The sequence below is a fragment of the Microcoleus sp. Pol7_A1 genome (assembly GCF_036701085.1).
Classification (GTDB): Bacteria; Cyanobacteriota; Cyanobacteriia; order Cyanobacteriales; family Microcoleaceae; genus Microcoleus; species Microcoleus asticus.
This window is the reverse complement of sequence record NZ_JAUBQD010000002.1, coordinates 1-24722: the sequence shown is the minus strand read 5'-3', so window position 1 is coordinate 24722 and position 24722 is coordinate 1. Positions and strand designations below refer to the sequence as shown.

The window sequence follows — 24722 nt, the reverse complement described above, 5'->3', positions numbered from 1 at the left end:
CGTACTGCATAAAAATTGCGTATTTCAATGCCAGATAAAAACTCATCAAATCCTCCCCCCCATTCCCCACTCTCCTCACTTATGGCAGCACCAGAAGAACCGAATCAAGCTGTCCAACTCACTTGGGCTCTCCAATGTGAATCTATCAACGGTTATGTTACTCCGCTAACCTTAGCAAGTCGCACTCAAGAAATCTCTCAAGCAATAGCGAGAGGTGAACAAGAACTACAGCGATTTAAAGCAACTCTCAAACAACTGCAACTTGCGCCAGCTATTGCACATCCCCAAATTCCCCTGAATTTTTAATGCCTGCAACCATTTTGTCTGTGTCGCAAGCCATCGCTGGTTTGCGACACTCCTACCCAGTAACCAAGCCAATTGAAGCGATTGAATTTCTCCAGCAAACGCTTAATAGTATTCAAATACTAAACCTTTACCAACACTTTTTTCCAACTGAATTTACCACCAGTACCAGTTCTATTTACTCTGATAGTCCTGACATTCATAGCCCCCGCGAATTAGAATTTTTCAGTCGGCTTGACGAAACAGAACTTATCCCTATCAGCCCCTGGCAATTAGAAATAGCCCAAGAAGAACGCCTCGACGAACTCCTGATAGAGCCTTGGGGGTTAGATTGGTTGAGCTATGAAGATTATGATATTGAGTCATTAGCCCCTGAGTGGCAAATCTTGCTGCCTCTAACTTCTAAAGGACTAGATTGGCTAACTGAAAATGACGCACAAGATTGGTATGAAGAGGAATTTAACGTTTTATTTTCTCACGTTTTACCACCCGATAGTATCAATTATCTGCAATTCCAAGAGCTTTGCTCTCTGGCTGACTTTCCCATAAAATCAGTGCCAATTGTACTAAGTTTCCTCAATTATTCAACAGGTAATATTTGGCTAGACGGCTGCGCTCAAGACGAGTATCAATTTAGAGAATGGACAGTCGAAAACTTGATATCTTTATCAGCGCAATGGCAAAGTGCTAAAGAAGTAATAACCCAAGCTCAACAGGTTATCGACTGGCTTGCTACTGACCGCCCTCGACGTTTTCAGCAAATTCTTGAACTCTGGAACAAGAGCACTTTGTCAATTTGAATTACCTATGAATCCAAATAATTACGATTGAAACTCTCAAGTCTAAAAATGCTGAGCTCCCCGCTTAAGCGTATTCATTGTGAAGCAGCAACCGCTAGTGCGGTTGTAGCTGTTGGAAATTGAGGTCTTAACCATGACTGAAACTCTAACAACAACCGAAAGAATTGCACGTCTCAATGACCAGTTGCGTCAAGGAAATACCAAAATTGGTGAAATTCGGATCACTCAAACTGTAAAAGCTCTTCCTCCTGAATACCAACAAAAATTACTGCAATTAGTAAGAGATTTTAACAGTTTTGAATCGGGCAACGACCCCTACGGAGAACGAGATTTTTTTGCCATTCAACTGGATAGCAAAAACTACTTTTTCAAAATTGATTATTTTGACAGAAAAGCTTGGCTGGACAACCAAGAAGTGAGTTCAGAATGCCCAGAAAACTCGGATAAAACTTGGAGAGTTGCTACCCTAATGAAATCGAATGAATACTAATTTTCAAGTAGGAGCTAACCTTACCTATCGGGTTAGCTCTATAACCTCTATCAATTTTAAGCTATTATGCAACATTTGTCAGGAGAAGCCTTCCGTGAAATTCTGCAAATAGCTCCCCGACAGCTAACAGAAATTGATGCTGAATTACTGTTCATCAAAGAACAATACCTGTTCCATTATCGAGAAGGGACAAAGGAACACTACAAACTACTCTCCTCTGTCAGTTTGAGAACTGCATTTTCTCACGAGCCAATTGATACAGGTTGGATGCCTCCAGGAGTCATAAGGTGGGGAACTAATTCTCAAGGAAATTGGGTAGTAAAATTCATACATCCTGCTCAATATAACCTCCACTTTGATGATATTGAACCGATTACTATTCCGCTAACCGCTTTGGTATTGGTAGGACAGAACACTCAATATTGGGTATGGGCAACTGATGTCGCCACCTTCAACCCAGAGGCGAAAGCTTACCATACTCCCTTACCAAATATCCACCCAAACGGTTTAATTTGCTGGGGACAAAATACTCCACCTGTTGCTTCAACTCAAACCATTGATATTGCTTGGCAAACTTTCATCACTACTCCTTTCAATGCTGACTTATCCAGCCAAAAAAGCCGAAAGTTTCCCCAAGATGTCAGAGAACATCTGAAAAGTTTAGCCTTGAAAAAAAGGCGTTTCTATCCTGTTAAAGATTTAGTTGAAAGCAGGTGCAACCAGTCAATTAACTCTTTAATAGAACACCTTTTATTGATTGCTAACCCTATCTAGGCATTGCACTCAACATTTTTCTTTCAACCGCCAAGTTTAAGTTAATGCTAAAACTTTTTAACCACATTCATGCCTCTATTCCCTTGCCTCCCATTGCTACTGGAGTATTCTGCGAATACGTTACAGCTTCTAACGGCGTGTTTGTGCGTTCAGTTCGCCCCGGACTAGAGGCAATGATTCCTGTTGCAAATTCAGCGCCCAATACTATCAAAGGGTTGCCATCTATAGAACCGTACTTGCACCTTGACACTCGTTCAGTACCATTAGAATTACTCCTTTCTATGTGTACAAAATCTGCATTTAGCAAAGATAATAGTGGGAATCTCACAGAGATTTTATTTCACCTATCCCTTGACAGCCGCAATCAATGGCAACTGACAATTCCACTCCAAACAACTACACGAACAAGCTGCCAACCTCTTGATAATTTATCCTGCTCAACTGCCTTAATTGAATGCCACTCTCACGGAGAAATGCCTGCTTTCTTTAGTAGCACAGATGATGCTGACGAGCGCGGGTTTAGACTCTATGCAGTCTTGGGTAAAGTTAATACTTTAAATCCTGAGATTTTAGTCAGAATCGGAATTTTCGGACACTATAGCTTAATTAAAGCTAGTTCTGTATTTGAAGAGCCATATTTTATCACCGATGCTTACCAAAACTCCCTTAAACCTCGACTTTGAGTACGCCAATTCTACCCCTCTCCTCCTCAAAGATTACTCTCACCTACACTTGTGGCTCGTTGGCTGTGGGGGCACTGGCTCTTATGTAGCTGAAAGTTTAGCACGATTAGCTTACGTTTTCAAACAACGTGGTAAAAATGTCAATGTTGCCTTTGTTGACCCTGACATTGTTGAAGAGAAAAACTTGGGAAGGCAGAGATTTTGTCAATCTGAACTCGGATTGAATAAAGCCGCTACTCTTGCTTTGCGTTACAATCTTACCTGGGGGCTAGAAATTAGTGCAATTCCTGACTATTTTGACCCCAAATTGGTAAAATCATACTGGAATGATTTGGTAATTATCACTGGCTGCGTTGACAATAGTGCGGCTCGTCGTTCCCTCGGCAAAACACTAGAAAGTAACCGCCACTCTGATATTCCAAGAATCTGGTATCTTGATGCTGGCAATAACTTTGATAGCGGTCAAATTCTACTAGGTAGTCATAATTATGCTGAGGGGTTAATTACTCACCTAGATCAATTTGAGAGAACAGGCATTATGGGAGCCCTACCCTCTCCTATTTGGCAGTGCCCCAATTTGATAGAATTCCAGCCTGAAGAACTGGCAGAACCCCATTTATCTTGTGCTGAGTTAGCCACTATTAACGCTCAGAGTCTCACAATTAATCAGGCGATGGCCTCCATTATTGCTGACTATTTATTCCGTCTCACTTTGACGAATGACTTGCGCAGGTTTGCCACTTTCCTTAACCTTAAATCGGGTTCTATGCGCTCGGAATTTATCAGTTTTTCATCTCTTAAAAGGTTTGCAAGAGGGGGAAGGGGAAGGGTGGAAAAAGGAAGGGAAGAGGAAGGGGAAGGGTAGAAAAAGCTGATTATTTGGGGAGGGGAAAGGAAGGCTTCGCCGTGAACTATGCAGCTCGACTGAGCGACATTCGGCTTGCGCTCAATCGAGCCACAATTCGGCTAAGCTCATGGTCGAAGCCTCACGCCGAAGTCCGACGGGAACCCCGCTTACCGAACGTCCGAATGGAAAGTTATAGGTTATTGTTAGCTTTTATTAAAGAGAAAAAGCTAAAATTTATCCTTCCTTCCCCTTCCCCCTCTTTTACTTTAACGAGATTTTTTCGGATTTAATACTGTGTGAATTGCCCGGTCTAAAAACTTGATAAACTCACTGGGATAAGTATAAAATTGACTCTTTCTGGCTCTTCTGGGTTTGAGGGGATTAATGTATAATGAGATACAATGAATACGTGGTGATAGGCATGGACTTGCATCTTGATAGGTTGCTAAATTTACCAAATACAACCATCGAAAGTTTTACGGAAGAAGAAAAAAAAATTATTCTCAAGCTGAGATTCTTACATGATGAAGCTCCTTGCCCCCATTGTAATACGCAGAGTAGAAAATTAAAACAAAATCGACCGATACTGATTCGAGATTTATCAGTATTGGGCAAAGTAATTTATTTAAATACGCCACGCCGCCAATTTTATTGTCATCAGTGTCAAAAACATTTTACAGAAGAATTACCCTTTGTAGATTGGGAAAGACGATACACACAAAGATCTGAAGAGTATGTTTATCAACGAGTGCAAAGTGCGAGTGTAGAGCAGGTAAGTCGAGATGAATTTTTGAGTTGGGATCAAGTACAGGGAATATTTAACCACCAATTTTCTCTCAAAAAAAAGGAGAATTGGGAAGAAGTAAAACGGGTGAGTATTGATGAAGTGAGTAAACGCTGCATGACATCAAAATTTGGTCACGGTCGTATCAAATATTGACTTAGGAGAATTGCTAGAAGTGATTGATAGTCATAAACAAGATGACATCATTGAAATCCTTAAGCAGCAACCAATTGAGATCAGAGAGAAAGTTGAGGAAGTCAGCGTTGATATGTGGGGAGGATTTCCAAAAGTTGTAAAAGAGGTATTCCCAAATGCCAAAATTGTCATCGACAGATTTCATGTCATGCAGCCAGTGATCAAAGAGTTAAATCAATTGCGTAAACAAACTGGAGTTAAGATTAAAGGCAGTCGTTTTATCCTGCTAAAAAATAATATTGATTTAACAGAAGAAGAAAAAGTGAAATTGGAAACTGTCTTGAAGTATTCTAAGCGTTGGCGATTAGCTTATACTCTAAAAGAAGATTTTAGGAGTATTTTTGAAACTTGTAAAACCCCTGAAGATGGTCAGGAACAATTGAAAGAATGGCTTCAAAAAGCTCAAGTTGTCTACGGAGCAGTTTTGGAAACAATTCACAACCATCTAGACAATATTTGTAATTACTTTTTAAACCGTACATCTAGTGGTGTGATGGAGGGACTTAATAACCGAATCAAATTAATTAAATGACAAGCCTATGGCTTTTTGAATTTTGTAAACTTTCGTTCTAGATTATTAGCCTGTCTTTCTCATTAGCTTTACTTATCCCCATAAACCCAGAAGAGCCCCGCTAAGTTGAATTAAGAATCAAGTTGAGCAAGTGCGAGAAAATTGGTAACACAGTAGCCGTTATCTAAATTGAATAAAAAATCAAATAAGGAGTATGAGAAAATTGGCAACACAGTAGCCGTTATACCAGCCTTGACAGTCGCGTAAATTGCTGTTGTCGGACTCGCGCTTTGCAATCGGCTAAACTGTTGTTGTCTGATAAAGCTTGACAGTCGGCTAAACATTTATTCCCTGACTTGGTTTACAGCAGTCGCTCGACTCCTAGCTATTAATGGCGGTTATAATTCTCCACCCTATTAGTCCAGGTAGTAATTTCTAAGTAGGTAGGCGGGATTAAACCGAATAATGTAACAGTATGTAAATAGGCTTAAGTCAGCCAGTAGAGAGCATTTGAACACTTTACATCGTTTACATAGTTGCGTTTTAAAGCGCCGACTTACTTAGGCGTAAAGAGCGATCGCTAATATATTTCAACAACTAAATAGTTGGCCGTGCCTGTCCCATACCTTACTGCTCTTATTGATGTATTTGGGCTTCAGTCGCGATCATCGCCGTCGTTCCTGATTCTATATCAATAAGGTTTGAACTGCGGGTAAGCAGTATGCTCAATATTCATGGGGGGTGGATATTTTTCGTCTGGACGCATTAGTCACGGTTTGCGATCGCAAAACCATTGCTTGCTACCAAGAGAGAACAGCCATAACCAGTCACAACAGGCAAAGGCACGAACAGCACAAAAAAGCAGTAAAGGGACATGAAATTGCAGGCGTTTGCCGGATATTTTCGGATAAAAACAGGTAGAGGCCAGTCCCTGCAAATGTCTGTATTCTCACGCTCTTTTGTACAGTACACACCTGATTTTGTACAGCAAATGACTGACTTTAGTGCTCCCCAAAAATTAACGGGACTTAAACAACTTTTAAGCCCAAACAAAATCCCAACTGGCTTTATATGCAGCTTGAGCGTCCATATTTTGTTGTAGCCAGCGCACAAATCTATAAGATATAGCTGTTCTCAAAGCTTCTAAGACTTCAGTAAAATGTTACTTTTATATCACAGATAGATGGCTAGTTTACCCAAGGTTTATTCCCGATAAAGACCAAATTATCTATAAAAGTTACATGACCAGATTAGAGGGCGAGAATACGCGACTACGACATTACGCACAATGTAATCATTTTGGTATAATTGTGAGAGTATGAGTGCGATATTTGGAGACATTACTACCGTAAGGAACCCCACGCTTAAAAGCGGGGGCTTTCGGGAAGTCCGGCTCGTTCCGAGCGGTTCAAGAAGAAAGCTCGAACCTTACCAGAGACAGGATTAGACCTCCGTTTTTTGAGTCATGATACCGGAGAATGCGACGCTAGTTTTCCGCTCTATCGCCAAAAGTTAAACAGGCTTAACGGGGTTAAACCAGTGCTTTTGACACAACAAGCTCATAAAACATTCTCGAAGCGAACTTTACCCAGCAATGGAGGACTTTATGTCTAATTTCGTTTTTGTACTTGATACCCAAAAACGACCGCTCAATCCAATCCGCCCAGGAATGGCTCGTAAATTGCTAACCACTGGCAAAGCTGCTGTTTTCAAAAGGTATCCATTTACGCTAATTCTCAAAGTAGAGGTAACGGTATCCCAACAACCCATCACTCTTAAAATAGATCCTGGCTCCAAAACCACGGGCATTGCATTAGTCGAAGGAGAAAACGTAATCTTTGGTGCAGAACTAACTCACCGAGGTCAATCAATTAAAGCCTGTTTGGAGTCTCGCCGTTCACTGCGTAGAGGCAGGAGAAATCGCCATACTCGTTATCGAAAGGCTAGATTTCTAAATAGAACTTGCCCTAAAGGATGGCTGGCTCCAAGCTTGCAACATCGTGTCGAAACAATCCTGACATGGGTAACTAGATTAATGAAAGTCGCTCCCATTAGTTCTATTGCTCAAGAACTTGTGCGATTCGACTTACAACGACTAGAAAATCCAGAAATTAGTGGACTGGAGTACCAGCAAGGCGTTTTATGTGGTTACGAAATCCGCGAATACTTGTTGAATAAATGGGATAGGAAGTGCGCGTATTGTGGAGTTACGGATACACCGCTACAAGTCGAACACATTCATCCCAAAGCCAAAGGCGGATCTAATCGTATTTCTAATCTTTGCCTTGCTTGCGAAAATTGTAATACTCGGAAGGGAACTCAAGATATTGAACAATTCCTCTCCAAAAAGCCAGAAATTTTGAAGCGAATTCTATCTCAAGCAAAGCGGTCTTTAAAAGACGCAGCAGCAGTCAATTCAACTCGCTGGGCGTTATTTAACCGACTTCGTATGACTGGCTTGCTTGTTTCTACAGGCAGTGGTGGTCTAACAAAGTTCAACCGCACTCGATTGAATTTAGCTAAAACTCACTGGTTAGATGCTGCTTGTGTAGGCAAAGTCGAAGAATTAAAAGTGCTGACTTCTCAACCGCTGCTAATTAAGGCAGCAGGACACGGTACTCGACAAATGTGCGGCACAGATAAGTTTGGCTTCCCAATTCGTCATAAGTCGAGAAAGCAAATCCATTTCGGTTTTCAAACTGGCGATATTGTCAGCGCTACCGTCACAGCAGGCAAGAAGGTCGGCTCCTATGTGGGACGAATTCTTTGCCGCGCATCCGGTTCGTTCGACATCGCCACAACGACGGGAAGAGTAGCAGGAATTAGTCATAAATATTGCAAATCTATTCACAAAAAAGATGGCTATTCCTATGGATTTTAATTCAAGGCGACTGAAGTCGCAGCCGCTTTCCTCCCCATGTCTAAAGCCAGGGGCTTCTCGCTCGTTTTCTGGTGAGCGTGGCGTTTGGCAGAATTCTATTGAGCTTACACTTTCCAGCAGCGATCGTCCAACAATCTTAAAATCTGTGCAGCAACTCGAACTTTTTCCGCAACCCAAACCCAGCTCCGCTAAATCTCCTCAACTAACGATGAGTTCTGAAGCGCTGCATTCTTGGAAACAACGTATTTTTGAACACCAACAATCTGAAGGCGTTGACCAACCGCGACAGGGAAGTCTATTCGAGCTAGCGCCAAATCCCTGTGACTCCAACAACATAGACCCCTTTGCCCTGGAATTGCACAATCTCTCTTTCTGCGAGAAACCGGATTGGGGCGATTCCAATTGTCTCTATTTTGTCATCGATAATGCGCTTCCATTGCTCCTCTACGTGGGTGAAACAGAGCGCACTCCCAAACAAAGATGGACGAACCACTACTGCCACAGCTACATTGGCAATTACATCGAACTGCACCGACGTTATTCCCTGGATGTGGCTGTAGCCATAGCATTTTGGTACGGCGCACCGAGCAATCGCCAACAGCGGCTGCAACTGGAATTGGAGCTTATTTATAAGTGGAAATCACCTTTTAACAAAGAATGCTGGCAATATTGGGGACAGCCTTTTGGTAAGTGAAACTGCTGCAATTTGGTATTTTAAACCACATTCCGGTTCTTCCTTACTTGGTATGCTAAACATACCTGTCCGCTAGCCTAAAAGCTTCGCTAGGTAATAAGTGTAGTCATTATTTTTAGCGTTTGAGGCTAAGAATACGGGCGATCTACGGCTAGAACCCTTATTGTACAGCAAGCGTTATGATGCTTAATTACAAGTTAAGCATCATATGTAATGAAGAGCCAAATAAATGAACACCGATTCTGAAAAGAAAGATATTGTTTTAATCGTAGATGACAACTCTAATAACTTAGGGGTACTTTATAATTTGTTGGATGATGCCTCCTTTGAGGTTTGGGTGGCACAAGATGGAGAAAGTGCTATTGAAAAGGTGGGCTATGCACTCCCTAATTTAATTTTGTTGGATATAATGATGCCGGGGATAGATGGGTTTGAAACTTGCGATCGCCTGAAAGCAAATCCTTTAACTGCTGACATCCCCGTGATTTTTATGAGCGCTCTGTCTGACACCGTTGATAAGGTTAAAGGTCTGTCTTTAGGGGCAGTGGATTATATAACTAAACCCTTTCAGCAAGAAGAAGTTTTAGCTCGCGTTAAACTGCATCTAAAATTGCATTTTTTGACTCAGAAAATTGAAAAACAAAATCAGGAACTAGAACAGCGCGTACAAGAACGAACGGCTGAATTATCCCAGGCTTTACATAACTTACAACAAACTCAAGTTCAATTAGTGCAAACTGAAAAAATGTCCAGTTTGGGCCAGTTAGTGGCTGGCGTTGCTCATGAAATTAACAATCCAGTTAGTTTTATTTTCGGGAACCTTACTCACATTTCTGAATATATAAAAGAATTGATTGCCCATTTGAAGCTTTATCAACAAAGTTATCCCAATCGCCTCCCTCAGATTTCCGATCATGCTGAAGAAATTGAGCTAAATTACCTGCTAGAAGACTTGCCAAATGTGATTAGTTCAATGAAGTTAGGAGCAGATAGAATTAGCAACATTAGTGTTTCTTTGCGAAATTTTTCGCGGATGGATACATCAAATAAGGTAGCTGCAAACATTCACGAAGGGCTAGATAGCACTCTTTTAATTTTGCGCCATCGGCTGAAGGGAAGTGGCGATCGCCCCGCGATTGAGGTGGTTAAAGAATACGGCAATTTACCGTTAGTGGAATGCTATGCGGGACAGTTAAATCAAGTTTTTATGAATTTGATTGCCAATGCAATTGATGCCTTGGAAGATAAAATGGTAAATTCCCAATCCGCAAAATCTGCTAATTGTAAGATTACAATTAGCACAGAATTAGCAAATGATAATTCAGTAAAAATTCACATTGCTGATAACGGTATAGGTATCGAAGAGACAGTAGCTTGTAAACTATTTGAAGCTTTTTTTACAACCAAACCAGCAGGGAAAGGTACAGGCTTGGGATTGAGTATTAGTTATCAAATTGTGGTAGAGAAACATGGAGGAAAAATCACTTGTACTTCCACACTGGGTCAGGGTACTGACTTCACTGTTGAAATCCCAATAGAGCAGTCATAATTGCCGATTGTGGTAACAAACAAGCCCAATATTTTACTTGTGTTTTTGTCAAAAATAAGATCACATTAATATCACGCTCGCTGGACTGTTCTATGATGCGCTTAACTGCTTCTCACTCTAGAAAACTCCCCCTCCGCCTTGTTCTAGTAGGGCCATTTTTACTGCAAATTTTTGCGGCTGTGGGGTTAACAGGATGGCTATCATTACGCAATGGTCAGAAAGCTGTTAACGATGTTGCTGCTCAGTTACGGGGGGAAATTAGCAATCGCATTGAGCAGAACCTGGGGACTTACCTTACGAGCGCTTATCAAGTCAATCAAAGCCTCGCGGCTACTATTAATGTTAACTTGTTGGACGTGCAGAATCAGAGAGATTTGGAGCGTCATTTGTGGCATCAGCTTCAAGTTTTTGATTCAGTAAGTGCTATTTATTTTGGCAATCCTCTCGGAGGAATAGTTGTAGCCCAGCGTCAAGATAATGAGAAATTATATATTTACACAACAGAAAGATTTGTTAGTGGCAAGTTAGTCTGGTACTCTACAGATAGCTTTGGCAATCGCAAAAAGCTGGAAAAAATCATTCCTGCTTTTGACGCGCGAAATCGACCCTGGTATAAAGCAGCGGTTGCAGCAGGAAAACCCAGATGGATCGATCCTTTTCTTGTATTCGGAAGTCATCATTTGGGAATTACTGCTAGTCAGCCAGTCTATGACTCAACTGGTAATTTGATAGGTGTTTTAGGTGCGGAGCTACTTGACAGTCAAACCCGCGACTTCCTACAAAGTTTAAAAATTGGTAAGTCTGGAAAGACATTCATCATGGAACGCTCAGGACTGATTGTAGCTTCCTCAACGTCGGAAAAGCCATTTCTAGTTAGTAAGGATGGGAAGGTTGAGAAGCGGATGAAAGCAACTGAAAGTAGCGTGCCTTTGATTCGCCTTTCATCCCAATATTTGATCGATAAGTTTGGCGACTTGAGCAAAATTAATACTAACCAGCAACTCACGTTTGACTTGGGTGGCAAGCACCAATTTCTACAGGTGACACCATTTAAAAACGGTCGCGGTATTGACTGGCTAATTGTAGTTGCTGTCTCCGAAGCGGACTTCATGGATCAAATTAATTCTAACACCAGGACTACGATTTTGCTGTGCCTTTTATCATTATTGCTGGCTGCCATTCTGGGAATTTTTACCTCTGGCTGGATAGCTGAGCCTATTCTGCGTTTGAGGGATGCAAGTAGAGCAATAGCAAAGGGAAAATTAAACCAAAAAGTAGAGGTCGAATCGATTGGAGAACTGGATATTTTAGCTGAATCGTTCAATCAAATGGTACAGCAATTACAAGAGTCTTTTACTGCCTTAGAAAAAACCAACGAAGAGTTAGAACAGCGCGTTGATGAACGGACTACCGCACTGCGAGAAAGCAAAGCACTTCTCAACCAAACCCAACAGTTAGCAAAAGTTGGCGGCTGGGAAATCAATCTAGAAACTGAAGAATTGGCTTGGACAGAAGAAGTTTACCGCATTTATGAAGTTGATTCAGGTTTTCAGTTAACTATGGCAGCAGCAAAGGCTTTCTATCCATCTGAGTCCTTACAGATTTTGGAACCAGCACTCGAAAGTGCGATCGCAAATAAAGAACCTTTTGATATAGAGTTGCAGTTCGTTACGGGTAAAAAAAATCAGCGATGGGTTCATATTCTCGGTCAACCTCACTACAAAAATGATGTACCTGTCAAATTTAAAGGAACTTTTCAAGACATTACAGACCGCAAAATTGTAGAACTCGCACTCCAAGAAGCTAAAGTTGTCGCTGATGCTGCCAATCAAGCTAAAAGTGAATTTCTTGCTAACATGAGCCACGAATTACGAACACCTCTCAACGGCATTTTAGGTTATGCTCAAATCCTCCAGCGAGATAGCAGGTTAACTCCCAAACAAATTGCTGAGATTAACATCATTTACCAGTGCGGTTCGCACTTGCTTACTCTGATTAATGATATTTTAGACCTTTCTAAAATTGAAGCTAGAAAAATGGAACTCTATCCCACAAATTTCTATTTCCTAGCATTTCTTCAGGTAGTCAGCGAAATCTGCCGCATTAAAGCTGAACAGAAAGGCATTTCTTTAGAATGCCAATTTGATGCTGCACTACCAAGTATCGTTAAGACTGACGAAAAACGCTTACGGCAAGTGTTAGTCAATCTTTTGGGTAATGCTGTTAAATTTACTGATGCAGGTGGCGTTATTTTTAAAGTGGCTGTAGTAGAATCTGTAGCTGTTGAATCAACTGCGATCGCACCGAAAGCTATCCACAAAATCCGCTTTCAAATCGAAGATACTGGCGTGGGAATGACGAGCGAACAAATGCAGAAAATATTTCTGCCATTTGAACAGGTAGGTGAGGCTCGCCGCATGGCAGAAGGAACTGGTTTAGGATTGGCAATTAGCTTAAAAATTATTGAAATAATGGGAAGTAGCATCCTAGTAAGTAGCAAGCCGCAGATAGGCAGCAAGTTCTGGTTTGATTTGAGTTTATCAATGTCTGATGGAAAGGTTTTACCGACAGTGCAGCCAACAAGAACTATAGTCGGCTTTACAGGAAACAAGCGCAAAATTCTCGTAGTAGATGATAGGTGGGAAAATCGCTCTGTGATTGTCAATTTGCTCGCACCCATTGGCTTTATAGTTGTTGAAGCTACCAATGGAATTGAAGGTTTAGAGCAAGCTCGCGAATTAATGCCAGATGCTATTATCACCGACTTGGTAATGCCCCAAATGAAGGGTTTTGAGTTGATGCGCCGCCTGCGTGAATTGCCAGAATTGAAAGATATTTTAATAATTGTCTCCTCAGCTTCAGTGTTTGAAACTGACCAGCACAATAGTTTAGATGCTGGGGCGGATGCTTTTCTTCCCAAACCTGTAGAAGCTTCTGATTTGTTTAGATTGTTGCACAGACATTTAGGGCTATCTTGGCTCTACGAACAGTTAGTTGAAGTCTTTCCTCCCCCTGCCAAAAGTATTAAACGAGATAGCGCCTTATCGTCGGCTGCGGCTATAGTTCCTCCACCCCCAGAAGAAATTGATATTTTCTATGATTTAATTATGAAAGGCAATTTGAAAGCGATTATCAAACAAGCCGAACATTTAAAAAATTTGGATGCCAATTTTATTCCTTTTGCTGAGCAGTTGTGTGAATTTGCTCAAAAGTTTCAAGAAAAACAGCTAAAGTCTTTTATTAGTCAATACAAGCAAAAGGATTAATTACCGCTGTTTAAAAACACGGTCAGGCAAGCAGGCGCAACGATTCCTCCCAGAGGCGATCGGCGTTGTCCGAGTTGAGAGCATAGGGTGCAACGCCACTGTAGTCTTCGGTTCGCCGAGGCACGATCGCGGCTTCGTTACAATCCTCGAAGTAGCGACCGCCAATGCCCTTCAGCAAGGGGGAGGTTGCCAGCAAAACTGAGGTGGCAGCACCCTGTTCCGGTGTTTTCTGCCGCTCTGGTGGTGTCTGAATCCCACCTACATGGCGCTGAAGGTTGGTCGCGATCGCCCCCGGCATCAAAGCATTAGCCGTAATGCCATCCTTCAACCAGCGTGAGGCTGCACCAACCGCGAAAAGGACAATGGCAGTCTTGGACTGTCCGTATGCCAACCACGGATCGTAACGGCGAAAGGCGAAGTGGATATCATCGAAGACCACTGGCGAGAGCAGGTGTCCGCTAGAACTGACGGAGACGATACGTGCCGCACCAGCCGCTGCCAGTGCATGATGGAGTCCGAGTGTCAGAGCAAAGTGCCCAAGATGATTGGTAGCAAACTGCATCTCCCAGCCTTCGGACGTGTATTGTTCAGGCAATGCCATTACACCAGCATTATTGACAAGGATATGTAATGGTTCATTCCACGCATCGACAAATGTAGCGATCGAAGCTCGATCAGTCAGATCCAGCAAGGCAACGTGAATGTTTCCATTACCCGTAGTAGTAGTGATGTCAGCCGCTGTCTTTTGACCAGCATTGATGTCACGCACAGCCAGGGTCACTTCAGCACCTGTACGAGCGAGTGCCCGTGCTGTCTCGATGCCGATGCCCGATGCTGCTCCAGTGACGATCGCCCGCTTGCCAGAAAGATCGATTCCCTTTACCACCTCGGCAGCGGTGGAATGTTGCCCGAATGGTGTTTTAATCAGTGACATATATGCTCCTTTAAGAATGTCGAGTGATGCCCTTATCAGAAACCTGTGCGATCCAGGAAAGGCGAGAACGCTGGCGATGACCAGCTCAGCGGGAGGCTGCCCTCTACCCGACAGCCGCGATCGAGGTGGAAGCGAAACAATCGCTCTGCTCCCTCGTAGTCATTGATTTGGGCACCTTCCCAAATCACTTCGGCTGTGCCTGTGAGATAGAGCAGGTTGCCGCGGTCGAAATCCACGAATAGCAGTCCTGCCCTTGGATTCAACTCTAGGTTGCCAAAGGTATTAAACTGACAATTGCCAGAGAAGTCGGGAACGGTCAGCGTACAGTGATCATCGAGCCGCACAAAGCCTGATTTGCCACCGCGATGAGAAACATCTACCCCGCTAGCAATGCCTGCCGATGTATTTTGATAAGCGGTTGCAATGAAGAAGGTATCAGCCCCAGCAATCGTGGCACGTTCTTGGGCTCCAAGCATTTGGAATTGATGGATCGATGGCGGCGTTGCTGAATCTCGATTAATTAGCTCAAACATCCGAGTTTGAATATATTTGGGACAGTTGCCAAAGCTTTGTCCCACTTGCACTTCAAAGCGATCCGAGTCCATTGCTGCGACAGTACCGTTCACGCGATTGCGGCGGCGGGTATGGAGTTCAATTCCCAGCAAGCCGATATCGATGCCATCGGCAAGATTATTTGTGAAAGGATCGCCAAATAGGGGTTTGGCGGCAATCTGTAAGGTACGATCGTCAGGCGTTGATACAAAGCCCGGTTTCCCTACCAGAATTGAAGCCCAGGGGCTGCCTGTCACATCCACCGTACCCACAATTATGTAAGAAAGTTGGGAGAAGAACTGGCGAAACTGATCGGGCAGGTATTCCCGAATCATTTGTCGTCCTTGCCTATCCATCTTGGTCTGCGTACCCATTCGATCTTGAATTGCTAGTTCGCCCGCATGAAACGGCGATTCGGTTCTTGTCCAGCCTGGGATTGCCATACGTTACCTCTGTTTTTAAGCTGTGCGGTTCGCCTACAGTCCAGCCATTGGGATATAGCCGGGGAGTTGTTTGATGCGATCGATCCAAGCTAGGACGCTGGGATAGGGTGCGAGGTCAATCTTGCCATCGTTCGCCAGAGCAACGTAAGGAAAGACTGCGATATCAGCGATGGTGGGGCGATCGAATTCTAACCAGTTGCGCGTACTCAAATGCCTATCTAATTGAGTCAGGATATTCTCTGCTTGCTGGTGTGCGCGTTCGATATTGATACTGGTAGCCCCAAACAAATAATAAAGTCGGGAATGTTCAGGGCCCTGGCGGATTTCTCCAGCAGTTGTCGATAGCCAGCGAACGACTTGAGCCAACGGGAGGGCATCCAACGGCAGCCAGCGATCGCCGCCATGCTGCCGCGCTAAGTACACCAAAATAGCTTGAGCATCAGCTAGTTTGGTATCGCCATCGACCAACAAAGGAACCTGTCCCAATGGGTTGAGTGCCAAGTATTCCGGCGATTTTTGTTCGCCTTTCATTAAGTCCACTTTGACCCATTCATATTCGATATTTAATAGTTCCAGCAACAGTCTTGGTTTGTAACTGTTACCAGACATTTCGTGACCGTAAAGCTTAATCATGATGTTTCTCTTTTGAGTGTAAATATGAGTGATTTAGGAAAGCACTATTTCCTAATTCACTCATATTCAGATTTGTGCCATACCACCATCAACGAACAGTTCGATGCCATTAACAAAGCTGCTATCGTCTGAAGCAAGAAAGACAACGGCTTTGGCAATTTCATCGGGCGTACCAACTCGTCCTAGCGGAATGGTGACGGCTTGACTGTTCACAAATTCCTGCACCTGCTCTTCGCTCAATCCCAAAAGGGTGTAGCCAGGAGTCGGAACCACGCCAGGACTAATCGCATTGACTCTAATTTTGCGTTCTTTGAGGTCGAGTATCCAATTGCGGGCAAACGATCGCACGGCAGCCTTGGTCGCGCTATAAACGCTAAAGGCTGGGGTGCCTACGGTAGAAGCAGTCGAGGCGTTCAGAATAATAGAAGCGCCCTCTGGCAGCAGTGGTAATGCCTTCTGCACGGTGAATAGCAAACCTTTGACATTTGCGTTGAATGTTTTGTCAAAGTGTTCTTCAGTGATCGATCCCAGTGGAGCAATTTCTCCACCGCCCGCATTGGCAAAGATTACATCGAGGTGCCCTTGCTCTTGCTTAATCGCGGCAAACAGGCGATCGATATCCGCGAGATTTGATACATCACCCTGAACGGCGGTGACATTTTTGCCAATCTGCTTCACCGCAGCATCGAGGTCGTTTTGACGCCGACCCGTGATAAAGACGTAAGCTCCCTCTGCTACAAACCGTTGGGCAGTCGCGAGTCCAATCCCACTGTTCCCACCTGTTACCAGTGCAATTTTGCCTGTAAGTTTACCTGACATAAGATTCCTCCATTTTACGTATTTCGTCTGTACTGAGAGAGGGTTAAGATATTATTACTTGCTTTACGCCAATAGTTCGGACAGTTTTTTAACGATCCTGTAAGCCGAGGGCGAGGAAGCCCTGCCATTTTTAACGAATTTTAGGCAACAAGGGCGCTCGACTTAAACCTTGAAAAAATAGTTTACCATATAGCCAGTCTGGGTTTCGGACACTCCACTATATCTAAAACTGTCCGAACTATTGATATATGAACAATCAGCCACCTCCGAATCAAACATGGATCGATTTGAATTTCAGCTAGCAATGCTGCAACAAGGAGCACAGGAACTAGAACAAAAAATAGCTAACTTCACAACAATTCTGATGCAGTTAAAAACTGCTGCACTTACCATTTGGGTAGCATTGATTGGTTGGGTATTTGCCAGCAAAATAGATGTCTTGGTTCCGCTGGGATACGTTATAATTTTTGGTTTTTGGTTTTTAGAAGCTACCTACTGGAGGGTGCAATTTTATTATATGCAAAGAGCTGCTGAAGTTACCGAATTCTTGAATGATGAAAGGGCTTTAGATGAAAGTTTTAATACTCGTTATGTACCAAAAGGTTTAGTTCACCCGCTCGGTTCTTTGAAAATATTTAAAATGCCTTCTTTATCGAGAGCTATGTGTGCTCCATCAATCTATATTTTTTATACCTTTTTGTTGGCTGTTAATTCGATCGTTTGGTTGATAACTTTTAAAACAGCCTTCTAACTCGGCAATATCCGAACGTGCGCTCGATCGAACATTATCTTTCTTCCCAACTAACTAGAAGTAACCGCATCTCCACCGACCAATGAAAAAGTACCTCAACCTCTTTACCGCCGTCATCGCATCACTCAAGCCTAAATCCAAAATACCCGTAATCGACACTTACGGTGAATCCACGCTTAACCAAGACGAGCAGCAAACTCTCATGGAATGGCTCTTTGCTAGTTTGATGGGCGTTGGTTACTTCAGTAAAGCTCACCTCATCTGGGATGATGGCAAAGACAGAGAGCGGGAGATATTCACAGCACTGATGAGAAACGAGCCGATATTCCTGTACCGCCAAGGAGCGCGACCTTCACCAATTGTTGAAGGATATGGCTGGCGACTGATTGGCGAACATCCGAGTTTGCGGGTGTATCAGTTGGAGGTGGAAGTTGAGGGAGATTGAGGGCGACTGAAGGCGATCGGTAGCTTATGCGTGATATCTCAACCATTACCTAAATTACTTTGATAGAAACCTTACCTTTTATTGTGGAGCGGTACAAAGCGCAACTCCTATTGTTGTTGATATCTCAATGCCAACTGCTTCCCCAATAAATATTTTTTGTTGAGAGATTCCTGTATACTGCAAGTGGATGCTCGCTAAATCTCTTTCTTGATGCAGGTAAAATGCTCGAATTCAGAATTAGTTTAACCGTGTTTTGTGTGTGGTTTTTTTTATTCAGTGGCAATACTTATTCAATAGCCAAGCAAAAACCTAAATGGCTCAGAATAATCACAGATGAAAACCAAATAGCCAATTATTTAGACGTTGCCTCTCTTGACTCCAGTAAACCGCAAAAGTTTTATACTTCAGCGAGGATATTTCCCCGCGCAGCGGTCAATAATAGGGAAATGCCCCTACGCCGTCCTTATCACGGAGAAAGATGCCCTTGCTCTTACGATTTTGCTATAAATGAATCGCACTGCGGCGGTCGTGCCAGCGGTAAAACTACTTGTTTTACACCTAAAGGAGCTGCTTCGTTATTAATTTCAAATTCAGTAAACTGCAAAACGAAAGTCCGCAGTATATTGAACATTGACATCTACGATAAAAACAACAAGCAAATTACAACCTATTCCGCAGAAACTCTAACGGGTGGTGCATATCCCGTAGCTGTAAAAGTTAGCGACCGAGCAGAGCTGAGTGTTATTAAAGCTGTTTGTAAATAAGATGCGATCGAAAGTTGCGTTCTCAAACTGTCTGACACTCGCTGTAACTATCAATTCTTTGCCCCGTACAGGTTTTAGGAAATCATGGCAGTCACTCGTTGACAGTGAATTGATAAGTTTGTCTATGGCTTGGCGATCGGCTCCAAGCCCGCTTTCCCAACGCAGCAATCCGCTATGCCACCCCCGTACATTGAGGCTTATTGTCCAATAGCACGGGCTCAAGCTGATGAAGTCGTGCAGTATGCTTGACTAACTGTGAGTAAATTAGGGTGCTATTCTACTCTGGCCCTTCCCAATTCCCCGTCTATAAGCAGCAGTGCCGGGAACTCCAACTTTTCTCGGAGTCAAACAAGTAGGGATTGCGGTATTGGGCTGTTACTTCACCTGCATTAATCAGTGTTAATGAATTTGCTATAAGTGAGTAAAAACTAACTAAACTTATATTTATGAAGACAAACTTGTTTATATCCGTTATTGTTTCATCTCTTGTTATCGTTGCCCTTCCTGCTAAAGCAGTTGAAACTAGGTGTGGATGGTTGCATAATCCCACGCCTAGAAATTGGTATTTAATAGACAAAGATGGTCGTTGGATTATCTCGCAACAAGGAGGATATGAAGCCCAAGGAATGGATAATCTTCCTACCTATAACGAGAAAGAGTACGTCAAAACGAATGGTTATTATGGGTATGGTTGTGCTTGTATGGATGTGGTGACAGATAGCGATCGATTGAGAATTAGCGAAATTCGGGGTGGCGAATCATTACCGCTCTCAACCTGTCGCCAAGATCCGAATGTACCAAAAAGTCCTTAGTTCCAGCCAACAACCGTACAATCACAGTAAAGCTTAGGAACCATCACCACCATGACCGAATCGATCGCCGACCAACTCAACCAAGCTTCCAAAGGCTTACTCTTCGGAAGCGAAACCGACGCTCCCTTTGAGGTCGTAAGCTGGCCGACACAGGAAGAACTCACACAAACGAAGTTGCTCGAACTCACCGGACACCCACCCGATGCTCCCGTTGAAATGCGGACGGTTGACGACTTCTTTGCGATCGCCACCGCAGAGGAAGACTGGCACGATGAAGAAGAACGGGAAACAGTGAAGCGGTTCCAGAACTTAGTGAGCGTACTGAAGCAGAATTTATCAAACATCCAGGTTTACCGAGTGGGCACCACCGACATCGATGCTTACATTCTCGGGCTGACTCCCGGTGGCGGATTGGCTGGGCTGTCTACGAAATTGGTGGAGACTTGATTGCAACAGACAGGTCAGCGTTGGGTAGTTCACTCATTTAGTGACATAGAAACCATAATTAGAGTCAGGAAGAGGTATTGTAATATGAGCGCGATCGGCACAGTATTTAGTTGGCTTGTTTCTCTTTACTGTTTGGTTGTACTAGGAATTTTATTATTCCTCTCTTACACAGAGGGCAAGCCATACAAGATGGGTATTATAACTTCCTTTCTTATGTTCCTAATTGTTTTTCCTCCCCTCTGGTCTTTCCTTGATAGAAAATATAATGTCAGGATTAACTGGCTAGTCAAGTTACTTTTATTGATTTGTTGTTACGGATTCCTAATGGCAAATATTAATGCAGTTGGTTAAAAGTCTCAAGCAAAAAAGTAAGTTTTATCCCTTTTTTACTCACCATCAACTTTACTTTCAATGACTTGCTGAACCTGGGGCGACAGATTAGATAACAAGTTCAGCCCCGTTTCGCGCTCAACTTGCTTCACCGGTACTCGAAAAGTTTTCCATCCCCGGCCTTTGACGCTGGCATCGTTCGGCATCATCACGGCAATCGTCCGGGTATTTGCGTCAATTCCCTGCAACCCCAATCCCGGTCGGTCTAAGACAACAATGACTTTCCAAGTCTTTGCCGGCACCACAATCTTTTGTGTTTTGCCGATCGCGCCTTGCTTCCCGACGGGCCCGGCTACGATGTAAAGTTCCTTACCCTGCTGCACCAATTCGCGAGAATACTCCTCCAGATCCCCCCACACGCCTCGGTTGAGTTCTGGCACTTGCGGCATCATGTTAGTCATCAGGAATGTGCTGCTGTTGTCGGGTTTGTTCCGAGTTCTATCGGCACTCGGTGTAATGTGTCCCCGATCATAGCCACTTCCGCTGTAATCTGTTGGTCGCACTTTGTACCAAGCATCCGGCAGGGAATCATCGGGGCGGAAGTTGTCCTGGCGATCGGCTGACCCAATCCAAGATTTATTGAGCTGCCACGAAACCCAGTTAGCAATGTGCGTTTTGTTGTTGTAGCTCATCACGTACTGAAACTTCACCATCAGGTAATTGTCAATACTGGCAATGCTAGAAACTGCATTGCTGGGATTGCCCAGCAGCAAGTTGCGGTTGTTGGTTGCTGAAGCTACGGGATTTTGCGCTGTGGGTGCAGGTTTTTGCTTTGGCTTTTCGATCCCTGGTTTACGGGAAACTCGCGGTAGTGAAGATGGCGGGGCTGATGTCAGATTGCAGCCAGCCATCATCCCCAAAATCAGAGCGATCGCCCCCAACTGCCGTATTTTCTTCATGCTGCACCGCTCCCTTACGAGTCCAGTGCCAGCTTACCAACATATGCACCCAACATTCCAGGAACTCAAGAATGCAGCGATTGACGGGAAAGGTAACTGCTGCACATAAGAGAAAAAAGTCGCAACATTCAAACATTCAACCATTCAAATATTCAAACGTTTAAATTGTTGTATTGGCACTAAGCTGCTGGAGGTATTGAGCGACGGACTTTTCAACCAGCTCGCTGATTTCTTCACCTGACTGTGCGGCAGCAGATTTGAGGTCGCGGTGCATTTGTTTGGGCAGGTAAACAGTAGCCCTGACAAAGTTTGGGTCTTTGCTTTTGGGTAATGCCGGAGTTGGTGCAGGTTCGAGATCGGGTTCGCCTGGTTTGAGTTTCTTCGCCTTCAGTAAATCATCAAAGCGGCTCATGGCAATATCTCCTTGCCGACAGCGGCATAACAACCCCAAGCAGCTTTGGCGTAAGGGTCTTTGATAGCGTTTACAGGAACCCCGGCGAGGGCAGCTTTTTGAAATACTGCTAGCCGCCTGATCTCAGCTTTGAATATCGGCAACTGGGCTTTCTCGATCGTTCTCCGAGACTCAATCCCGACTTTGCTAGGAGCAGGTGGGATGAGGGTGAGCAAAATGCGGTAATTCGATTTTAGGGAATGCAGAGCTTCCACCATTTGCACCATCGCGCTCAGGGCCATCGCATCGGGAGAACTCGGTAATATCAGCAAATCGCACCCTTCAGCTACAGTTTTGAGTTCGTCGGGGTTTGGTCGAGCCGGCGTGTCTATCACGATGTGCTCGTAATCTCTGGCAAAGCGAACTCCTTGCTTTTCATCCACTACTTTGAACGGGAGGGAACCCCGCGCAGCCCAATCCAAAGCACTGCGGTTGAGGTCGCCGTCTACCAAAAGCGTAGGTGCTTTGGTTTGCAGGTAAGCCGCCAAGTGCAGTGCTGTAGTTGTCTTGCCGACTCCGCCCTTGAATGAGGCGATTGTCACGATCATAGGTTTATCGATACGTTGATTAACTCAACTTTATCCTTTAATCATCTAAATGTCTAGACATTTAAATGGTTGAACGTTTAAAATGATGCCGTATCTAGCCAGTTATAGGGCGGGTTGGCTCGGCTAATTAACGATAACAACGTAGCGTTCGGTTGTAGGCGATGAGAGGCGGTGGATCTTCCCACAAATCAAAGCAGCTCATCGTTCTACCTCAATCTGGATTCGGATGATAAAAATTGCCCTTTTTGTGCCATGCTCTTGAACCAGGATCTCGCCGTTTGCTCCATTCAACAAAGGAACTGCTGCCTTTAGCAGCAGCAGTTTCAATAGTTTCGGCACTTACTCCCAACCGTTTTGCTAGGTCAGCAGCTTTCAGGGGGCGCAGTGTTATTTGGGGCTGTTCTGCTCCAAAGTTTTTGGGAGAAGTTTTATTGAATTGGCGTTGAATTTCTGCTGTTTCCAAAGCTGCGACTCGCCCATGTAAATCGGCAATTTCCGATCGCAGTTGGGCGAAAGTTTCCCTGGTTTCGGAAGCTACCGTTTCGGCCGAAAGCGCTGGGACTGCTTCAAAGAATTGCTTGATGATTTTGGCGAGCGCGGCACTTTCCGTTAGAGACTGCTCTACCATGTAGTCGCGCAACTTTTGGTGGTAGTAGGGTGGCAAATAGCCCACAATTCTGATGTTCTTGGTTGCCATTGGCTCTGGTTCGGGATGGAAAAGATGCAGACCGGAGTATGCCCTTACTGTGCTTTAAAGGCATACTGTAAGCGACGCTATTTTTTCTAAAGTATGCCTGTGTGTGCTACTATAGCACAATCAATTCTTAGTATGGGTTTTAACGGGGTTGTCATCCGTCATATCTACTACTTTGAACGGCAGGGAACCGCGAGCTGCCCAATCCAACGCACTGCGGTTGAGGTCGCCGTCTACCAACAAAGCGGGCGCTTTGCTTTGCAAGTAAGCCGCCAAATGCAGTGCTGTGGTAGTCTTTTCGACTCCGCCCTTGAATGAGGCGACTGTCACGATCGTAGGTTTAATTTTGAGTTCATCAGCCTTATTTTACACTTTAAACATCTGAACGTCTAGACAACTGAATGTTTGAATGTTTAAATTTGCTCATTACTCATCCCGTTCAATCCAAGGAAAGTAGCCTGACTCACCGACTTCAAGCACCCGATAAAGAAGCCACGGTCAGATTTACCGTGGATATGTCCGAATCTCTGCACCGCAAACTGTCGATGTTGGCAGCCAGGACGGGGCGCAAGAAAGTGGATATTGTGCGGGTGTTGTTGGAGGATGGGCTTAAGGAGGTTGAGGGGTAGGGACGATCGTCCTAACCCGCATCAAGGTAGCGGAAAACTTCTCCAAACCTTCGGAATCTCGTAGCGGGCTGGCGGCATAGTGGCTAGCACGCTAACCGTCCGCCCTATCAGAGAAACCTTACAAACCAGAGCAAAGAGAATGCGTTACTTTGTGTAGAAGGGCATTGGTGACTAAAAATGTGCTCAACGTCTAGTGGCATCAAAGGTTTAGAAATCATAAAAGTTTTTTATGAGTTCCACTATAAAAGAGAGCGATCGACCGTTAAAACCTTCGCCTTCAGCAACTATTTGCTCCATTCGTCCCATGCTGCCTTCGCCACTTTTGCGATGACTTCCTCGCGTACCGCATCGTTTGCTCTAGAGTCTGAAACAAAAACTGCAATCGCCATGTGTTGTCCATTGGGGAGCGTTACGAGTCCAACATCGTTGGTTGCAGCCGTCACTCCATTTACAGTAGACGAAGTACCCGTTTTGTGGGCCACAACCGTCCCATCAGGCAACAGTCCTTTAATGCGCTTTAGACCTGTAGTTGTTTCTGTCATCAATTGCAGCAATAAAGCTTGACTGGATTTTGAAAGCCCTTTTCCCTCGTGAAAGGCGCGCAACAAAACGACGGCAGCATCAGGTGTTGCATAGTTGCGGTACTTCACTGCTGTGCCTTGCGCCAGCTCCTTCTCCGTGTGAGCAACAACGATATCGTTTACGCCAAGACCGCGCAAATACTCAGTGACAAC

The 24722-nt window shown here is 44.1% G+C and carries 28 protein-coding genes and 1 pseudogene; 19 read left to right on the top strand and 10 right to left on the bottom strand.

Annotation, left to right across the window (positions count from 1 at the left end):
- Positions 1-81 precede the first annotated feature (81 nt).
- From QUA20_RS01710 to QUA20_RS01650, 13 genes and pseudogenes are all read left to right on the top strand, one after another.
- Positions 82-306 carry a hypothetical protein gene (locus tag QUA20_RS01710; protein ID WP_333184772.1) on the top strand — a complete coding sequence of 75 codons (225 nt, stop codon included), beginning with the start codon at positions 82-84 and terminating at the stop codon, positions 304-306.
- Positions 306-1103 carry a hypothetical protein gene (locus QUA20_RS01705; RefSeq protein ID WP_333184770.1) on the top strand — a complete coding sequence of 266 codons (798 nt, stop codon included), beginning with the start codon at positions 306-308 and terminating at the stop codon, positions 1101-1103. Before QUA20_RS01710 ends, QUA20_RS01705 begins: the two co-directional genes overlap by 1 nt.
- 133 nt (positions 1104-1236) lie before the next feature.
- A complete protein-coding gene (locus tag QUA20_RS01700; protein WP_194060237.1) occupies positions 1237-1593 on the top strand; it encodes a DUF3768 domain-containing protein in 357 nt (118 codons plus the stop codon).
- Positions 1594-1659: 66 nt separating this feature from the next.
- Complete coding sequence (locus tag QUA20_RS01695) at positions 1660-2367, top strand: hypothetical protein (protein ID WP_333184765.1); 708 nt, start codon at positions 1660-1662, stop codon at positions 2365-2367.
- A 44-nt stretch (positions 2368-2411) separates the two neighbouring features.
- Positions 2412-3050, top strand: a complete 639-nt coding sequence (locus QUA20_RS01690) for a Mov34/MPN/PAD-1 family protein (protein ID WP_333184762.1) — start codon at positions 2412-2414, stop codon at positions 3048-3050.
- Positions 3016-3915 carry a ThiF family adenylyltransferase gene (locus QUA20_RS01685; RefSeq protein ID WP_333184759.1) on the top strand — a complete coding sequence of 300 codons (900 nt, stop codon included), beginning with the start codon at positions 3016-3018 and terminating at the stop codon, positions 3913-3915. Before QUA20_RS01690 ends, QUA20_RS01685 begins: the two co-directional genes overlap by 35 nt.
- A 373-nt stretch (positions 3916-4288) precedes the next feature.
- Complete coding sequence (locus tag QUA20_RS01680; RefSeq protein WP_333184757.1) at positions 4289-4837, top strand: transposase family protein; 549 nt, start codon at positions 4289-4291, stop codon at positions 4835-4837.
- Positions 4838-4856: 19 nt separating this feature from the next.
- On the top strand, positions 4857-5408 hold the full coding sequence (locus tag QUA20_RS01675; RefSeq protein WP_333185240.1) for a transposase: 552 nt from the start codon (positions 4857-4859) through the stop codon (positions 5406-5408).
- Between the two features lie 1136 nt (positions 5409-6544).
- Positions 6545-6670 (top strand): annotated as a pseudogene (locus QUA20_RS01670) (IS1 family transposase); the annotation flags it as partial.
- Positions 6671-6993: 323 nt separating this feature from the next.
- Entirely contained in the window at positions 6994-8268 is a 1275-nt protein-coding gene (gene iscB / locus QUA20_RS01665) for an RNA-guided endonuclease IscB (protein ID WP_333184754.1), read from the top strand.
- Positions 8246-8962, top strand: coding sequence for a GIY-YIG nuclease family protein (locus QUA20_RS01660; protein ID WP_333184751.1), 717 nt, complete (start codon positions 8246-8248; stop codon positions 8960-8962). The genes iscB and QUA20_RS01660 overlap by 23 nt, the downstream gene beginning before the upstream one ends.
- 229 nt (positions 8963-9191) lie before the next feature.
- Positions 9192-10511 carry a sensor histidine kinase gene (locus QUA20_RS01655; RefSeq protein WP_172191185.1) on the top strand — a complete coding sequence of 440 codons (1320 nt, stop codon included), beginning with the start codon at positions 9192-9194 and terminating at the stop codon, positions 10509-10511.
- A gap of 95 nt (positions 10512-10606) precedes the next feature.
- Positions 10607-13777, top strand: a complete 3171-nt coding sequence (locus QUA20_RS01650) for an ATP-binding protein (RefSeq protein WP_445304637.1) — start codon at positions 10607-10609, stop codon at positions 13775-13777.
- A gap of 22 nt (positions 13778-13799) precedes the next feature.
- Here the strand turns inward: QUA20_RS01650 and QUA20_RS01645 are convergent, their stop codons facing one another.
- The 4 genes from QUA20_RS01645 to QUA20_RS01630 all read right to left on the bottom strand — a co-directional run bounded on the left by QUA20_RS01645 (position 13800) and on the right by QUA20_RS01630 (position 17158).
- Positions 13800-14711 carry an SDR family NAD(P)-dependent oxidoreductase gene (locus tag QUA20_RS01645; protein WP_172191183.1) on the bottom strand — a complete coding sequence of 304 codons (912 nt, stop codon included), beginning with the start codon at positions 14709-14711 and terminating at the stop codon, positions 13800-13802.
- 35 nt (positions 14712-14746) lie between these two features.
- Positions 14747-15706, bottom strand: coding sequence for a pyridoxamine 5'-phosphate oxidase family protein (locus QUA20_RS01640; RefSeq protein WP_333184742.1), 960 nt, complete (start codon positions 15704-15706; stop codon positions 14747-14749).
- A gap of 33 nt (positions 15707-15739) precedes the next feature.
- Entirely contained in the window at positions 15740-16339 is a 600-nt protein-coding gene (locus tag QUA20_RS01635) for a glutathione S-transferase (protein ID WP_333184739.1), read from the bottom strand.
- Positions 16340-16405: 66 nt separating this feature from the next.
- Positions 16406-17158, bottom strand: coding sequence for an SDR family oxidoreductase (locus QUA20_RS01630; protein ID WP_172191177.1), 753 nt, complete (start codon positions 17156-17158; stop codon positions 16406-16408).
- Between the two features lie 304 nt (positions 17159-17462).
- Between QUA20_RS01630 and QUA20_RS01625 the strand changes: the two genes are divergently transcribed.
- The 5 genes from QUA20_RS01625 to QUA20_RS01605 all read left to right on the top strand — a co-directional run bounded on the left by QUA20_RS01625 (position 17463) and on the right by QUA20_RS01605 (position 20377).
- Positions 17463-17909, top strand: a complete 447-nt coding sequence (locus QUA20_RS01625; RefSeq protein WP_333184734.1) for a hypothetical protein — start codon at positions 17463-17465, stop codon at positions 17907-17909.
- Positions 17910-17991: 82 nt separating this feature from the next.
- Positions 17992-18354: a hypothetical protein gene (locus tag QUA20_RS01620; protein ID WP_333184731.1), complete on the top strand. Its 363-nt coding sequence runs from the start codon at positions 17992-17994 to the stop codon at positions 18352-18354.
- Positions 18355-18575: 221 nt separating this feature from the next.
- Positions 18576-19118 (top strand): hypothetical protein, encoded by a 543-nt coding sequence (locus QUA20_RS01615; protein WP_333184728.1) that lies wholly within the window; start codon positions 18576-18578, stop codon positions 19116-19118.
- Between the two features lie 446 nt (positions 19119-19564).
- Positions 19565-19930, top strand: coding sequence for a DUF4087 domain-containing protein (locus tag QUA20_RS01610; RefSeq protein ID WP_333184725.1), 366 nt, complete (start codon positions 19565-19567; stop codon positions 19928-19930).
- Positions 19931-19981: 51 nt separating this feature from the next.
- A complete protein-coding gene (locus tag QUA20_RS01605) occupies positions 19982-20377 on the top strand; it encodes a nuclease A inhibitor family protein (RefSeq protein ID WP_333184721.1) in 396 nt (131 codons plus the stop codon).
- Positions 20378-20763: 386 nt separating this feature from the next.
- Here QUA20_RS01605 and QUA20_RS01600 read toward each other — a convergent pair whose 3' ends face one another.
- The 5 genes from QUA20_RS01600 to QUA20_RS01580 form a co-directional block, all read right to left on the bottom strand.
- Positions 20764-21666 carry a DNA/RNA non-specific endonuclease gene (locus QUA20_RS01600; RefSeq protein WP_333184718.1) on the bottom strand — a complete coding sequence of 301 codons (903 nt, stop codon included), beginning with the start codon at positions 21664-21666 and terminating at the stop codon, positions 20764-20766.
- 160 nt (positions 21667-21826) lie between these two features.
- Positions 21827-22078, bottom strand: a complete 252-nt coding sequence (locus QUA20_RS01595) for a CopG family transcriptional regulator (RefSeq protein WP_333184716.1) — start codon at positions 22076-22078, stop codon at positions 21827-21829.
- Positions 22075-22665 (bottom strand): ParA family protein, encoded by a 591-nt coding sequence (locus QUA20_RS01590; RefSeq protein ID WP_333184713.1) that lies wholly within the window; start codon positions 22663-22665, stop codon positions 22075-22077. Before QUA20_RS01590 ends, QUA20_RS01595 begins: the two co-directional genes overlap by 4 nt.
- Before the next feature lie 211 nt (positions 22666-22876).
- On the bottom strand, positions 22877-23362 hold the full coding sequence (locus tag QUA20_RS01585) for a hypothetical protein (RefSeq protein ID WP_333184710.1): 486 nt from the start codon (positions 23360-23362) through the stop codon (positions 22877-22879).
- Positions 23363-23482: 120 nt separating this feature from the next.
- Positions 23483-23689 (bottom strand): ParA family protein, encoded by a 207-nt coding sequence (locus tag QUA20_RS01580; protein ID WP_333184707.1) that lies wholly within the window; start codon positions 23687-23689, stop codon positions 23483-23485.
- 71 nt (positions 23690-23760) lie between these two features.
- On the opposite strand from QUA20_RS01580, the gene QUA20_RS01575 reads away from it, so the two are divergent.
- Entirely contained in the window at positions 23761-23988 is a 228-nt protein-coding gene (locus QUA20_RS01575; protein ID WP_333184704.1) for a hypothetical protein, read from the top strand.
- A gap of 284 nt (positions 23989-24272) precedes the next feature.
- Here the strand turns inward: QUA20_RS01575 and QUA20_RS01570 are convergent.
- Positions 24273-24722, bottom strand: a 450-nt coding sequence (locus QUA20_RS01570; RefSeq protein ID WP_333184701.1) for a serine hydrolase, incomplete at its 5' end; no start/stop codon positions are given.

Excerpts from the sequence above, each read along its gene's own strand:
- QUA20_RS01710 (WP_333184772.1), top strand. The coding sequence starts at position 82 with ATGGCAGCACCAGAAGAACCGAATCAAGCTGTCCAACTCACTTGGGCT.
- QUA20_RS01705 (WP_333184770.1), top strand. The coding sequence starts at position 306 with ATGCCTGCAACCATTTTGTCTGTGTCGCAAGCCATCGCTGGTTTGCGA.
- QUA20_RS01640 (WP_333184742.1), bottom strand. The coding sequence starts at position 15,706 with ATGGCAATCCCAGGCTGGACAAGAACCGAATCGCCGTTTCATGCGGGC.
- QUA20_RS01575 (WP_333184704.1), top strand. The coding sequence starts at position 23,761 with ATGTTTGAATGTTTAAATTTGCTCATTACTCATCCCGTTCAATCCAAG.
- QUA20_RS01680 (WP_333184757.1), top strand. The coding sequence starts at position 4,289 with ATGAGATACAATGAATACGTGGTGATAGGCATGGACTTGCATCTTGAT.
- QUA20_RS01625 (WP_333184734.1), top strand. The coding sequence starts at position 17,463 with ATGCTGCAACAAGGAGCACAGGAACTAGAACAAAAAATAGCTAACTTC.
- QUA20_RS01635 (WP_333184739.1), bottom strand. The coding sequence starts at position 16,339 with ATGATTAAGCTTTACGGTCACGAAATGTCTGGTAACAGTTACAAACCA.
- QUA20_RS01605 (WP_333184721.1), top strand. The coding sequence starts at position 19,982 with ATGACCGAATCGATCGCCGACCAACTCAACCAAGCTTCCAAAGGCTTA.
- QUA20_RS01655 (WP_172191185.1), top strand. The coding sequence starts at position 9,192 with ATGAACACCGATTCTGAAAAGAAAGATATTGTTTTAATCGTAGATGAC.
- QUA20_RS01650 (WP_445304637.1), top strand. The coding sequence starts at position 10,607 with ATGCGCTTAACTGCTTCTCACTCTAGAAAACTCCCCCTCCGCCTTGTT.
- QUA20_RS01600 (WP_333184718.1), bottom strand. The coding sequence starts at position 21,666 with ATGAAGAAAATACGGCAGTTGGGGGCGATCGCTCTGATTTTGGGGATG.
- iscB (WP_333184754.1), top strand. The coding sequence starts at position 6,994 with ATGTCTAATTTCGTTTTTGTACTTGATACCCAAAAACGACCGCTCAAT.
- QUA20_RS01645 (WP_172191183.1), bottom strand. The coding sequence starts at position 14,711 with ATGTCACTGATTAAAACACCATTCGGGCAACATTCCACCGCTGCCGAG.
- QUA20_RS01615 (WP_333184728.1), top strand. The coding sequence starts at position 18,576 with ATGCTCGAATTCAGAATTAGTTTAACCGTGTTTTGTGTGTGGTTTTTT.
- QUA20_RS01590 (WP_333184713.1), bottom strand. The coding sequence starts at position 22,665 with ATGATCGTGACAATCGCCTCATTCAAGGGCGGAGTCGGCAAGACAACT.
- QUA20_RS01685 (WP_333184759.1), top strand. The coding sequence starts at position 3,016 with ATGCTTACCAAAACTCCCTTAAACCTCGACTTTGAGTACGCCAATTCT.
- QUA20_RS01630 (WP_172191177.1), bottom strand. The coding sequence starts at position 17,158 with ATGTCAGGTAAACTTACAGGCAAAATTGCACTGGTAACAGGTGGGAAC.
- QUA20_RS01620 (WP_333184731.1), top strand. The coding sequence starts at position 17,992 with ATGAAAAAGTACCTCAACCTCTTTACCGCCGTCATCGCATCACTCAAG.
- QUA20_RS01595 (WP_333184716.1), bottom strand. The coding sequence starts at position 22,078 with ATGAGCCGCTTTGATGATTTACTGAAGGCGAAGAAACTCAAACCAGGC.
- QUA20_RS01585 (WP_333184710.1), bottom strand. The coding sequence starts at position 23,362 with ATGGCAACCAAGAACATCAGAATTGTGGGCTATTTGCCACCCTACTAC.
- QUA20_RS01695 (WP_333184765.1), top strand. The coding sequence starts at position 1,660 with ATGCAACATTTGTCAGGAGAAGCCTTCCGTGAAATTCTGCAAATAGCT.
- QUA20_RS01610 (WP_333184725.1), top strand. The coding sequence starts at position 19,565 with ATGAAGACAAACTTGTTTATATCCGTTATTGTTTCATCTCTTGTTATC.
- QUA20_RS01700 (WP_194060237.1), top strand. The coding sequence starts at position 1,237 with ATGACTGAAACTCTAACAACAACCGAAAGAATTGCACGTCTCAATGAC.
- QUA20_RS01690 (WP_333184762.1), top strand. The coding sequence starts at position 2,412 with ATGCTAAAACTTTTTAACCACATTCATGCCTCTATTCCCTTGCCTCCC.
- QUA20_RS01660 (WP_333184751.1), top strand. The coding sequence starts at position 8,246 with ATGGCTATTCCTATGGATTTTAATTCAAGGCGACTGAAGTCGCAGCCG.